This is a genomic window from Pseudomonas mohnii, assembly GCF_900105115.1.
Lineage (GTDB): Bacteria > Pseudomonadota > Gammaproteobacteria > Pseudomonadales > Pseudomonadaceae > Aquipseudomonas > Aquipseudomonas mohnii.
In genome coordinates this window covers 1534128-1547441 of record NZ_FNRV01000001.1, presented here as the reverse complement: position 1 = coordinate 1547441, position 13314 = coordinate 1534128, and the positions used below count along the sequence as shown (strand labels likewise).

General features: G+C 59.2%; 10 protein-coding genes and 1 pseudogene. 8 read left to right on the top strand and 3 right to left on the bottom strand.

Annotated features, from left to right (window positions below):
* Positions 1-60: 60 nt before the first annotated feature.
* From ppsA to BLV61_RS07195, 8 genes are all read left to right on the top strand, one after another.
* The gene (gene ppsA / locus BLV61_RS07230) at positions 61-2436 is read left to right on the top strand and encodes a phosphoenolpyruvate synthase (protein ID WP_090463871.1); all 2376 of its coding nucleotides are present in this window, start codon (positions 61-63) and stop codon (positions 2434-2436) included.
* Positions 2437-2629: 193 nt separating this feature from the next.
* A complete protein-coding gene (locus BLV61_RS07225) occupies positions 2630-3619 on the top strand; it encodes an alpha/beta fold hydrolase (RefSeq protein ID WP_090463867.1) in 990 nt (329 codons plus the stop codon).
* 137 nt (positions 3620-3756) lie between these two features.
* Positions 3757-4248 carry a ribonuclease E activity regulator RraA gene (gene rraA, locus BLV61_RS07220; RefSeq protein ID WP_047531506.1) on the top strand — a complete coding sequence of 164 codons (492 nt, stop codon included), beginning with the start codon at positions 3757-3759 and terminating at the stop codon, positions 4246-4248.
* A 35-nt stretch (positions 4249-4283) separates the two neighbouring features.
* Positions 4284-5279 carry a zinc transporter ZntB gene (locus BLV61_RS07215; RefSeq protein WP_090463864.1) on the top strand — a complete coding sequence of 332 codons (996 nt, stop codon included), beginning with the start codon at positions 4284-4286 and terminating at the stop codon, positions 5277-5279.
* 63 nt (positions 5280-5342) lie between these two features.
* On the top strand, positions 5343-5591 hold the full coding sequence (locus BLV61_RS07210) for a hypothetical protein (RefSeq protein WP_047531500.1): 249 nt from the start codon (positions 5343-5345) through the stop codon (positions 5589-5591).
* A gap of 2 nt (positions 5592-5593) precedes the next feature.
* Positions 5594-6418, top strand: a complete 825-nt coding sequence (locus BLV61_RS07205; RefSeq protein ID WP_008048604.1) for a mechanosensitive ion channel family protein — start codon at positions 5594-5596, stop codon at positions 6416-6418.
* 90 nt (positions 6419-6508) lie between these two features.
* Positions 6509-7099 (top strand): RNA polymerase sigma factor SigX, encoded by a 591-nt coding sequence (gene sigX, locus BLV61_RS07200; protein WP_075949123.1) that lies wholly within the window; start codon positions 6509-6511, stop codon positions 7097-7099.
* 107 nt (positions 7100-7206) lie between these two features.
* Entirely contained in the window at positions 7207-8256 is a 1050-nt protein-coding gene (locus tag BLV61_RS07195; protein WP_047531492.1) for an OmpA family protein, read from the top strand.
* A gap of 85 nt (positions 8257-8341) precedes the next feature.
* On the opposite strand, the gene cobA is transcribed toward BLV61_RS07195, so the two are convergent.
* The 3 genes and pseudogenes from cobA to BLV61_RS07180 form a co-directional block, all read right to left on the bottom strand.
* On the bottom strand, positions 8342-9106 hold the full coding sequence (gene cobA, locus BLV61_RS07190) for a uroporphyrinogen-III C-methyltransferase (RefSeq protein WP_090463860.1): 765 nt from the start codon (positions 9104-9106) through the stop codon (positions 8342-8344).
* Positions 9107-9116: 10 nt separating this feature from the next.
* Positions 9117-11834, bottom strand: a complete 2718-nt coding sequence (locus tag BLV61_RS07185) for a nitrate reductase (RefSeq protein ID WP_090463857.1) — start codon at positions 11832-11834, stop codon at positions 9117-9119.
* A 20-nt stretch (positions 11835-11854) separates the two neighbouring features.
* Positions 11855-13090, bottom strand: a pseudogene (locus tag BLV61_RS07180) (NAD(P)/FAD-dependent oxidoreductase); the annotation flags it as partial.
* Positions 13091-13314: the final 224 nt, after the last annotated feature.

The following is a 13314-nucleotide window of genomic DNA, read 5'->3' as shown; positions in this document are numbered from 1 at the left end:
ACGCTCTTCCGAGCAAGCCGGCTTCTGAGCTTTTCCAACACAGTTAGTGGAGAGATCACCTTGGTAGAGTACGTAGTTTCCCTCGATAAGCTCGGCGTCCATGATGTGGAGCATGTGGGGGGCAAGAACGCATCCCTGGGCGAGATGATCAGCAACCTTGCAGGTGCCGGTGTATCGGTGCCTGGTGGCTTCGCCACGACCGCTCAGGCATATCGTGATTTCCTGGAACTGAGCGGCCTGAACCAGCAGATTCACGACGCCCTTGATGCCCTGGACGTCGACGACGTGAACGCCCTGGCCAAGACCGGCGCCCAGATCCGTCAATGGATCATGGAAGCCGAGTTCCCTGAAAAACTGAACACCGAAATCCGCACGGCGTTCGCCACGCTGTCCGCCGGCAACCCTGATATGGCCGTGGCCGTGCGTTCTTCCGCTACCGCCGAAGACCTGCCGGACGCTTCCTTCGCCGGTCAGCAGGAAACGTTCCTGAACATCCGTGGTGTCGAAAACGTCATTCGCGCCGCCAAAGAGGTGTTCGCCTCGTTGTTCAACGACCGCGCCATTTCCTACCGTGTCCACCAGGGTTTCGACCACAAACTGGTTGCCCTGTCGGCCGGCGTGCAGCGCATGGTCCGCTCCGAAACCGGCACGGCCGGCGTGATGTTCACCCTCGATACCGAATCGGGTTTCCGTGACGTGGTGTTCATCACCGGCGCCTACGGCCTGGGTGAAACCGTCGTGCAAGGCGCAGTGAACCCGGATGAGTTCTACGTACACAAAGGCACACTGGCCGCCGGTCGTCCGGCGATCCTGCGCCGCAACCTGGGCAGCAAGGCCATCAAGATGATCTACGGCGACGAGGCCAAGGCCGGTCGTTCGGTCAAGACCGTCGATGTCGACAAGGCCGATCGCGCGCGTTTCTGCCTGACCGACGCCGAAGTCAGCGAACTGGCCAAGCAGGCGATGATCATCGAGAAGCACTACAAGTGCCCGATGGACATCGAATGGGCCAAGGACGGTGACGACGGCAAGCTGTACATCGTGCAGGCCCGTCCGGAAACCGTGAAGAGCCGCACCCAGGCCAACGTCATGGAACGTTACCTGTTGAAAGAAACCGGCACCGTGCTGGTGGAAGGCCGTGCTATCGGCCAGCGCATCGGCGCCGGCAAGGTCCGCATCATCAAGGACGTGTCCGAGATGGACAAGGTCCAGCCAGGCGACGTACTGGTTTCCGACATGACCGACCCGGACTGGGAGCCGGTCATGAAGCGTGCCAGCGCCATCGTCACCAACCGTGGCGGCCGTACCTGCCACGCGGCCATCATCGCCCGTGAACTGGGGATCCCGGCCGTGGTCGGTTGCGGTAACGCCACCCAGCTGTTGAAAGACGGCCAGGGCGTCACCGTTTCCTGCGCGGAAGGCGACACCGGTTTCATCTTCGAAGGCGAACTGGGCTTCGACATCAAGAAGAACTCCGTGGATGCCATGCCGGAGCTGCCGTTCAAGATCATGATGAACGTCGGCAACCCGGACCGTGCCTTCGACTTCGCGCAGCTGCCGAACGCCGGTGTGGGTCTGGCCCGTCTGGAGTTCATCATCAACCGCATGATCGGCGTGCACCCGAAGGCACTGCTGAACTACGACGGTCTGCCGTCGGACATCAAGGAAAGCGTCAACAAGCGTATCGCCGGTTACGACGATCCGGTCGGTTTCTATGTCGAGAAGCTGGTTGAAGGCATCAGCACCCTGGCGGCAGCGTTCTGGCCGAAAAAGGTCATCGTGCGCCTGTCGGACTTCAAGTCCAACGAATACGCCAACCTGATCGGCGGCAAGCTCTACGAGCCGGAAGAAGAAAACCCGATGCTGGGTTTCCGTGGCGCCTCGCGTTACATCAGCGAATCGTTCCGTGACTGCTTCGAACTCGAATGCCGTGCCCTCAAGCGCGTGCGCAACGAGATGGGCCTGACCAACGTTGAAATCATGGTGCCGTTCGTCCGCACCCTGGGCGAAGCGAGCCAGGTCGTGGACCTGCTGGCGGAAAACGGTCTGGCCCGTGGCGACAACGGCCTGCGCGTCATCATGATGTGCGAACTGCCGTCCAACGCCATCCTGGCTGATGAGTTCCTTGAGTTCTTCGACGGCTTCTCCATCGGTTCCAACGACCTGACCCAGCTGACTCTGGGCCTGGACCGTGACTCCGGGATCATCGCGCACCTGTTCGACGAGCGTAACCCAGCGGTCAAGAAGCTGCTGGCCAACGCCATTGCCGCGTGCAACAAGGCCGGCAAGTACATCGGCATTTGCGGTCAGGGCCCTTCGGACCACCCGGACCTGGCCAAATGGCTGATGGAACAAGGCATCGAAAGCGTGTCGTTGAACCCCGATTCCGTACTGGAAACCTGGTTCTTCCTGGCTGAGGGTCAGGCGCAGGCTTGATCCGGTGTGAACGGGCCGCTCTCTTGTAGGAGCGAGCCTGCTCGCGATGGTCGTGAACGATCATGCGCGTTTACTGAATAAACGCGTTGTTCTGGAGTCCATCGCGAGCAGGCTCGCTCCCACATGGGCGGTGCCTTTAAGATTCAAGCAGGGCGGGCTCCTCCGGATGCCGCCCTTTTTTGTGCAAGAACTTATGCAAAGCAGTAGCAACCTATTTCCTGTCGCCCTGATCAGCGCCGAGCGGCGCGGCGATCTGAGCGAAGATGTTTATCGTTTAAAACCCGGCAACAGCCCCGACGGTACCGTCGAAATTGCGGTGACTCGCCTCGGCATGGCCGATGAGCCCGCGGTGCGTGGCGTGCCGATCATCCTGTTGCACGGCAGTTTTTCCAATCGACGTTTCTGGTTTTCCGCGAAAGGGCTGGGGCTCGGCGTCTATCTGACGCGCCTGGGCTTCGACGTATGGATTCCGGAAATGCGCGGTCACGGCCTCTCACAGCGCAATCAGAACTACCGCAAGAACCGTGTCGCCGACTACGCTCGTTACGATTTGCCGGCCATTGGCGCGTTCGTGCGTGAGCAAAGCGGCCAGGTCCCACACTGGATCGGCCACTCGCTGGGCGGCATTACCCTGGCAGCCGCATTGGGCGGTCAATACATCGGTGAGCCCGTGGTGGCGTCCGCGGCGTTCTTTGGCGCACAGGTCAGTCGCACGTACTGGCCGTTGAAAATCCCGCCGGTGGAGTGGAGCGGTCGTTTCATTCTCAAGCGTTTTGCCCTGCTGTCGGGTTCACGGCTCAAACGCGGCCCGGAGGACGAGCCGATTGGCCTGGCCCTGGAAAGCATGCGTTGGCACGGCCTGTTCGGGCGCTTTGGTGATGCCGACAAGGACTGGTGGGCGGGTTTGGCCGAGGTCAGATTGCCGGTGCTGGCGGTGAGTGCCGCCGGTGACCATCAGGATCCGGCCTGGGCTTGTCGCAAGCTGTTCGATCAGGTGGGGTCCGAGCACAAGCAATTTATCAACCTGGGTCGCGAGCAGGGCTTTGCCGATAATTTCGGTCACGTGGAAATGTTGGTCAGCAAAGCCGCACAGGCTGAAGTCTGGCCATTGGTGGCCCGTTGGCTGGCGGATCAGCAAACCCCTCTGCTGGGTGAAGCAGCGGATTTGGCCGCGGCGATTTGAGCCCGACGCTCTATCAAGGGCATTTCGCTCTGATCGGCTAGCGGCTAAGATATGACGCATTGAGCTGTTCTGGTCATTTTCGATGACTGAGTCATCACTGATGTTCGTGCTTTCTTCCTCTTCACAGGAGTTTCTCGATGAACCATTACCTAACGCCTGACCTGTGCGACGCCTATCCGGAGCTGGTGCAGGTGCTGGAACCGATGTTCAGCAATTTTGGCGGCCGTGATTCCTTTGGCGGCGAAATCGTGACCATCAAATGCTTCGAAGACAACTCGCTGGTCAAGGAGCAAGCCGAGCTCAAGGGAGATGGCAAGGTACTGGTGGTCGATGGTGGCGGCTCCCTGCGCCGCGCGCTGCTGGGCGACATGATCGCCGAGAAGGCCGCGAAAAACGGCTGGGAAGGGCTGGTGATCTACGGTTGCATCCGTGACGTTGACGTCATCGCGCAAACCGATCTGGGTGTTCAGGCCCTGGCCAGCCACCCGATGAAAACCGACAAGCGCGGTATCGGTGATCTGAACGTGGCCGTAACCTTTGCGGGCGTGACCTTCCATCCGGGCCATTACATCTATGCGGACAATAACGGCGTGATCATCTCGCCAAGCCCGCTTGCAATGCCCGAGTAAGTTTTGGTCGATTTTTTTTGAAGAATGGAATGCGGATGTTCGAGGAAGAAAACGCGCAATGGGGGCTGGTACATGCCCTGGTGCTGGATGGTAAAGGCGGCGCGCGTTCAATAGCCCGGACTGAACTCGATGAATTGCAGCTCCAGGCCCATGAAAGCCTGTGGCTGCACTGGGATCGCAGTCATCCGCAAACCCAGACCTGGCTGCGCAAATCCAGTGGTCTGAGCGAATTCAGCTGTGATCTGTTGCTGGAAGAAAACACCCGACCGCGTCTTTTACAGCTTTCGGACAGCGAACTGCTGCTATTTTTGCGTGGGGTCAATCTGAATCCGGGGGCCGAGCCTGAAGACATGGTCTCGGTGCGAATCTTCGGTTCTGCCCAGCGTGTCATCTCCCTGCGTTTGCGCCCGTTGCGCGCCACGGAGGAACTGCTGGAGCAACTGGCAGAGGGCAAGGGACCGAAAACAGCTTCCGAACTCATCCTGTGCATGGCGCAGTACCTGACCAACAAGTTGCAGGATCTGGTCAGCGACCTCTCGGAAGTGGTCGATGAGGAAGAAGAAAAGCTGGATGCCGACGAACGGTATACACCGGAACACGGAGCTGTTTTGCAGATCCGTCGCCGGGCGGCGGCGTTGAAGCGGTTTCTCGCTCCGCAGCGGGATATTTTTGGTCAGCTGACGCGGATCAAACTGCCCTGGTTCGTTGACGACGATGCTGATTACTGGAACGAATTGAACAACAGTCTGACCCGCTATCTTGAAGAGCTGGAGTTGACCCGGGAGCGGGTAGGGCTGGTCCTTGAGACCGAAGACCGACGATTGAGCGTGCGCATGAACCGCACGATGTACCGCTTCGGAATCATCACCGGGATTTTTTTGCCGATGAGTTTTTTGACCGGTCTGTTGGGGATCAACGTCGGTGGAATTCCATTCTCTGCGAGCCCTTATGGCTTCCTGATTGCCTGCCTGATGATGGTCTCGGTGGCATTGGGGCAGTGGTGGTTATTCCGACGTTTGCGCTGGGTTTGAAAGTGGCCCATGTGACCCGGGTAAATTTGATCGCGTCTTTCACAGACATCACGAGAGGTGCGTATGCACGATCCGTTTGAACAGTCTTTGCGTGACATGCTCAAGGCATCACCGTCCACCCGGGACGACGATGCGTGCCTTGGGCGTGTACTGAAAACCGCCAACCGCCAGGTCGGTGCCGGTGATTTGTTCAGCCTGCTGGGCCGTTGGTTGCCCGCCCTGATGATCGCCGTTAATAATGGATCGGCCCATGTCGCGCCGGTGTCCCGTCTTCGTAAACCTGCTGCCCGCACTGCTGATAAGGCTGATTGAATATGGAACTTGATCTCTGGACTCAGAGCCTCGTCACTGCAATGACTGCGTTATGGACCAAGGTTGCCAACTTCATTCCGAACCTGTTCGGCGCACTGGTTGTGCTGCTGTTGGGTTTTGTCGTGGCCAAATTGCTGGACACGCTGCTCTCCAAATTGCTGGCCAAACTGGGCCTCGATCGCCTGATGGGCGGCACCGGGTTGACCAAGTTGCTGTCTCGCGCAGGCCTTCAAGTACCGATTTCGACGCTGATCGGCAAGATCGTCTATTGGTTCGTTTTGCTGATTTTTCTGGTTTCTGCGGCAGAATCCCTTGGACTTGAACGAGTTTCGGCTACGCTGGACATGCTCGCGTTGTATCTGCCGAAGGTCTTTGGCGCAGCGCTGGTGTTGCTGGTGGGGGTCTTGCTGGCGCAACTGGCCAACGGGCTGGTGCGCGGCGCGGCAGAAGGCGTGGGCCTGGACTACGCTTCCGGCCTTGGGCGAATTGCCCAAGGACTGGTCATCATCATCAGTATTTCGGTCGCGATCAGCCAGTTGGAGGTCAAGACTGACCTGCTCAACCATGTGATTGTGATTGTGTTGATTACCGTTGGTCTGGCGGTTGCGCTGGCCATGGGATTGGGAAGCCGGGAAATTGCCGGCCAGATTCTTGCGGGAATCTATGTGCGTGAGTTGTACCAGGTTGGGCAACAAGTGCGTGTTGGCGAGGTCGAAGGCCAGATCGAAGAGATCGGCACGGTTAAAACCACATTGCTGACCGATGAGGGTGAGCTAGTCTCTCTTTCCAATCGGATCCTTCTCGAGCAGCATGTGAGTAGCCGCTAACCCGGCAAACCCTGCTAATGTATGCCGCCGCAAAATGCCCGCTGATGCTGGCTGCGGCGGACATTGACCTGACTGTCGGCCCGACTTGTTTTGAATAAAGCCCAATCGCTATCCATGCGCTACGACCCCCGCGAGCTCTCTGATGAGGAGTTGGTCGCGCGCTCGCACACCGAGCTGTTTCACGTAACGCGCGCCTATGAAGAACTGATGCGGCGTTACCAACGAACATTATTTAACGTCTGCGCACGATATCTCGGGAACGATCGCGACGCAGACGATGTCTGTCAGGAAGTGATGTTGAAGGTGCTGTATGGCTTGAAGAATTTCGAGGGCAAATCGAAGTTCAAGACATGGCTATACAGCATCACTTACAACGAATGCATCACTCAGTATCGGAAGGAACGGCGAAAGCGTCGCTTGATGGACGCCTTGAGTCTCGACCCTCTCGAAGAAGCGTCTGAAGAAAAGGCGCCGAAACCGGAGGAAAAGGGTGGACTCGATCGCTGGCTGGTGTATGTGAACCCGATTGACCGCGAAATTCTGGTGCTACGATTTGTCGCAGAGCTGGAGTTTCAGGAGATCGCAGACATCATGCACATGGGTTTGAGTGCAACAAAAATGCGGTACAAACGCGCTCTAGACAAATTACGTGAGAAATTTGCAGGTATTGCTGAAACTTAGTTCGGCGCAAATATCTCTTACGTGTAGGCAAGTTCTGATAGACTTGCCGCCGAGTTGTCCCCCGGTTTGCGGGACTGCTTCACAATCACCAGATGGGGATTTAACGGATGAAACTGAAAAACACCTTGGGCTTGGCCATTGGTACTCTTATTGCCGCCACTTCGTTCGGCGCTCTGGCACAAGGCCAAGGCGCAGTTGAAGGCGAGCTCAACTACGGGAAAAAGTACAACGACAGCGTTAACAACGTTGAAGATGGCTACACTCCTGGCGCTTCCATCGGTTACTTCTTGACCGACGACGTGTCGTTGAACGCGACCTACAACGCAGATGACTACACCCGTTCGAACAACGGCACTGGCAGTCAGAAAATCAAAGGCGACCAGTTCGGTCTGAACGCTCAGTACCACTTCAACAACGCTGGCGACGCACTGCGTCCTTACGTTCAAGGTGGTGTTAAGCACGGCAGCATGACCAACGTAGCCGCTGACGGCCACACCGGTCGTGACCAGTCGACTTTCCTGACTGCAGGCGCTGGCGTTAAGTACTACTTCCTCGAGAACTTCTTCGCCCGTGCTGGCGTAGAAGCTGACTACAAGCTGGACAACGGCAAGTGGGACTACATCCCGTCCGTAGGTCTGGGTGTGAACTTCGGTGGCGGCTCCAAGCCTGCTGCTGCTCCAGTTCCAGCACCAGCTGAAGTCTGCTCCGACAGCGACAACGATGGCGTATGCGACAACGTTGACAAGTGCCCTGACACCCCAGCCAACGTAACCGTTGACGCTGATGGCTGCCCAGCAGTTGCTGAAGTGGTTCGTGTTGAGCTGGACGTGAAATTCGACTTCGACAAGTCGGTAGTCAAGCCTAACAGCTACGGCGACATCAAAAACCTGGCTGACTTCATGAAGCAGTACCCATCCACCACCACTACTGTTGAAGGTCACACTGACAACGTCGGTCCTGACGCTTACAACCAGAAACTGTCCGAGCGTCGTGCAAACGCCGTTAAGCAAGTTCTGACCAACCAGTACGGTGTTCAACCGTCCCGCGTTCAGTCTGTTGGCTACGGCGAATCCCGCCCAGTTGCTGACAACAAAACTGAAGCTGGCCGTGCAGTTAACCGTCGCGTAGAAGCGCAGGTTGAAGCTCAAGCTAAGTAATTAGCCCGCAGCTCTGAGAAAAGCCCGGCTTAGGCCGGGCTTTTCTTTGTCTGCGATTTGATGAAGCAAGGGGCAATCAGGCAGATCAGGCGTTTTGATCGGCCACCATCGCGGGCAGGCCGCGTTCCCACTGAGAAGACATTGCGCAGGCCGCCACTGTGCCGATGACCAGAATGGCCGGGCTCTTTAGCTGGAAGGCGCCGGCATCTTCCTCCATCGCCGCCAGGTCACTCCGGCATTCCCGTTGGTGGGGCAGGGACGCGTTTTCAATCATCGCCACTGGCGTATCCGTCGCCATTCCACCGGCCAGCAACTGTTCGCGGATTTCGCCGAGCTTGGCCACCCCCATGTAGATCACCAGGGTTGTTCCGCTTTGGGCCAGTGCCTGCCAGTTCAGACGACTGCCGTCCTGGGTATGGGCAGTGACCAGCGTCACGCCGCGCGCGACACCGCGCAGGGTCAGCGGAATAGCGCATTGTGTCGCGCCCGCGAGTCCGGCCGTGATGCCATTGACCAATTCGACCTCCACCCCACGTTCACGTAACCACGCCGCCTCTTCGCCGCCACGCCCGAAAATGCAGGGATCGCCGCCCTTGAGCCGCACCACGCATTTGCCTTGGCGCGCGTAACGCAGCATCAGTCGGTGAATGAACGCCTGCGGGGTAGAGCGACATCCGCCGCGTTTGCCCACGGGGATGATGCGCGCGCCGACGCAATGCTCCAGTACTACGTCATTCACCAGGTCATCGATCAGCACGACATCGGCCTCTCTCAATGCCCGAACGGCCTTGAGGGTCAGCAATTCCGGATCGCCAGGTCCCGCGCCTACCAGCCAGACTTTTGCGTTCATAGTGTTTTCCTCACGAGGTGACCGCGACCGGTCGCGTGGTGGCGACCAGCAAACGCTTGATTTCCGGGACGCACGAGCCGCATTGCGTACCGCAGCCCAATTCTTGTTTCAGACCCTGCAAGTCCAATCCCCGGGCGATACCGGCGCAAACCGCGCTTTGGCTGACGTTCTTGCAATTGCACAGGGTTTTGTCACCGGCCGCCGACGCGCCTGCCTGACCTGGTGGCGCGCTGAGCGGCGCCAGCAACCAGCGCCGAAGTTGTTCGTCGGCACGACCTTCCCGCCAAAGATTCAGCAGCCAGTGTTGGGCGAGGGTTTCCCCAGCCAGGCGAATGGCGGTAATTCGGCCGTGGTCGATACGGACCCGTTTGCCGATGGAGCGCTGCGGGTCGTCGTAGGCCAACACCGGACCTTCCTGCAGTCCCAGGTGTTGGTCGATATCCCGGAGCCATTGCGGGTCCGGTGCTGTGGCGCTGGCAGCGCGTATAAGCAACGCTGGGCGTTCACGGCCTGTGAGGCTGAGGCTTGCGTAGGAAAACGCCTCACAGAGGGGGCGTAGGGTCTCAAAATGCTGTTGTACATCGCCCTCGATCAGTGCGAACAGTCTCCAGGGCAACTGAACCGGCTCCAGGCGCACGCCACTGTGCTTGAGTTCGGGTTGCTTCGACAGCGGATCAAAGGCGGGGAGGGTGAGGCTGTTCACGCCGCCCTTGAGAAAGCGATCGCCCCAATGCATGGGCAAAAACGCCTGGCCAGGACGTACGTTGTCGTCGCTGCTGACCGGCACAATCACCTCGCCGCGCCGGCTTTTCAGGCTGACAAGGTCGCCTGGTTTCAGGTCATGTTGGTCCAGCTCTTGCGGATGCAGGCTCAAGACCGCTTCGCCCACGTGGCCGAACAGTTGCGCAGCGGTGCCGGTGCGACTCATGCCATGCCATTGATCACGCAAGCGACCCGTGATCAGGGTCAGCGGGAAGTGTGCATCGCGTTGCTCCTTGGCGGCGCGGAAAGGATCAGCGATGAATTGTGCGCGACCGTTGGCGGTCGGGAAGACGCCGTCGCCGTACAGGCGAGCGGTGCCTTCGCTGGCATTCGCGGGGAAGGGCCATTGCTGCGGGCCGATTCGATCGATCAGGCCATGGCTGATGCCGGACAAGTCCAGATCTCGACCGCGGGTCAGTTGCTTGTATTCATCAAAGAGCTGCGCCGGCGTTTCAAAGGCAAACAGGCTGGGTTGTCCGGGGCGTAGATATTTTTCCAGTCGTTGTGCGAAATCTACGGTGATCGCCCAATCGGGCCGCGCTTCACCGGGTGCGACGATGGCCTGGCGGACGTGGGAAATGCGTCGTTCGGAGTTGGTCACCAGGCCGTCTTTTTCGCCCCAACTGGCTGCGGGTAGTAACAGGTCGGCGAATGCGGCAGTTTCGGTGGTGCGAAACGCTTCCTGCAACACGACGAACGGACAGGTTTGCAAAGCAGCGCGCACGGCGTTCTGGTCCGGCATCGATTGCGCCGGGTTGGTGCAGGCGATCCACAGCGCCTTGATCTTGCCGCTGCGCACCTGCTCGAACAGTTCGATGGCGCTCAGCCCGGTGTTGGTCGGGAGCTGTTCGACACCCCAGTAGGCGGCCACTTCAGCGCGGTGTTCGGCATTGGCGGCTTCACGATGCCCGGGCAACAGGTTCGACAGACTGCCGGTTTCCCGACCGCCCATGGCATTGGGCTGACCGGTCAGGGAGAAAGGTCCTGCGCCGGGACGGCCAATTTGTCCGGTGGCCAGATGCAGATTGATCAGCGCGCTGTTTTTGGCGCTGCCAGCGGTCGACTGATTCAACCCCATGCACCACAGGGACAGAAAACGCTCAGAGGTACCGACCCATTCGGCGCACTGGCGCAGCTGTTCGACGCTGATCCCACACAGCTGCGCAACCATCGAAGGCGTGTAGTCGTGCACCAGATGCTTGAGTTCCGTCAGACCTTGGGTGTGCGCCTTGATGAAGTCGTGGTCGACTCGGTTTTCCCACAGCAGCAAGTGCAAAATCCCATGGAACAAAGCGACATCGGTTCCCGGCAGAATCGCCAGATGCAGGTCAGCCAAATCACAGGTATCGGTGCGGCGCGGGTCGATGACGATGACTTTCATCTGCGGGCGGCTAGATTTGGCCTCCTCCAGGCGACGAAACAGCACCGGATGGGCGTAGGCCATGTTGCTGCCGACGATCATCACGCAATCGCTGGATTCCAGGTCTTCGTAGCTGCAGGGCGGTGCGTCGGCGCCGAGGCTGCGTTTGTAGCCCACCACCGCTGAAGACATGCACAGCCGTGAGTTGCTGTCGATGTTGTTGGTGCCCACCAACGCTCGCGCCAGTTTGTTGAAGGCGTAGTAGTCCTCGGTCAGCAATTGCCCGGAAATGTAGAACGCGACACTGTCCGGGCCATGTTCGGCGATGGTGCGGGCAAACACGCTGGCGGCGTGATCGAGGGCGGTGTCCCAATCGGTACGACTGCGGGCCAGGCTTTTGCCCAGGCGCAATGCGGGATACAGCGCTCGCGCGCTCAGGTCACCGGTCAAATGCAGGGTCGAGCCCTTGCTGCACAGTTTGCCGAAGTTGGCCGGGTGGGCTGGATCGCCGCTGACGCCGAGGATGCGCTCGCCGTCGTGCTCGATCAGCACGCCGCAGCCGACCCCGCAGTAACAACAGGTGGACGCAGTGATCTGGCGGTTCATCAGGCGACTTCCCGCGTGGGTCCGGCGTTACCCAAGGCCTGTTCCAGGGTAAAGGAATGGCCGAACATCAGTTGATCGCGGATTTCGCCGATGACCTGGTGCTCGAGGATTTGCCGAAAGTACCAGCCCCCGTCGGCCGTATCGCCGTACAGGCAGGCCCCGACCAGTACGTCGTCCTTGATCACCAGTTTTTTGTAGACGCCACTGATGGGGTCGGTGAGGGTGATGGTTTCGGTGCCTTCACCGCCCATGTAGTCACCGGCGGAAAACAGGTCGATGCCGGTGACTTTCAATTTGGTCGAGGTCACCGAGCCCTTGTAGGTGGCGAATCCCAGTTGTGCGAGGTGATTGGCGCAGACCTTGGCCTGGTCGAACAGCGGTGCTACCAGGCCATAGGCGATGCCGCGATGGCTGGCGCATTCGCCAATGGCGTAGACCCGTGGGTCGTAGGTTTGCAGGGTATCGTTGACCAGAATCCCGCGGCCGCAAGGGAGGCCGGATTGTTCCGCGAGTTCGATGTTGGGGCGGATGCCGGCGGCCATGACCACCAGGTCGGCGGGAATGATGTCGCCGTTCTTGAACTCGACCGAGCCGACCCGGCCATTGCCGGCATCGTGCAACGCCTGGGTTTGTTCACAGAGACGAAAGTGCAGGCCGCGGGCCTCCAGGGCATTTTGCAGCAACTGGCCGCTGGTCTTGTCCAGTTGCCGATCCAGCAACCACTTGCCGAGGTGCACGACGGTGACGTGCATGCCGCGCAGCATCAGCCCGTTGGCAGCTTCCAGCCCCAGCAGCCCGCCACCGATGACCACCGCGTGTTTATGGGTTTTGGCGGTGTCGATCATGACCTGGGTGTCGGCAATGTCGCGATAGCCGATGACGCCCTGCAGCGTGTTGCCGGGAATCGGCAGGATGAACGGGCTGGAGCCGGTGGCGATCAACAGGCGATCGTATTCGGCCATGGTGCCGTCTTCGGCAATGACCCGGCGTCTGACCCGGTCGATTTCCACGACTCTGCGGTTGAGCAGCAACTTGATGTCGTTTTCCAGGTACCAGTCCAGGTCGTTGAGCACGATCTCTTCGAAGGTCTGCTCGCCCGCCAACACCGGCGACAGCAGGATGCGGTTGTAGTTGGTATGGGGTTCGGCGCCGAAGACCGTGATGTCGTACAGCTCGGTGCTCAGTTTCAGCAGTTCTTCGAGGGTACGAACGCCGGCCATGCCATTGCCGATCATCACCAGTTTGAGCTTTTTCATCAGGTCCTCCGGGGAACAACGACCCGCCTCATCAGGCTTTCCAGGTCGTGCTCGACAATTTCGCGCAAACAAAAAAAGGCGTCCCGCCAGTTGCCTGACGGGGACGCCTTTGTCCGGTCCCGTTCTCTCGGGAAGCGCAGTCTTCGTCGTTGAAGCCTGCACGTTATGTGTGATGGGAAGGCTAATGCAGTGCTTGTGCCAAGTCGGACAGATCCGCTGTTCGC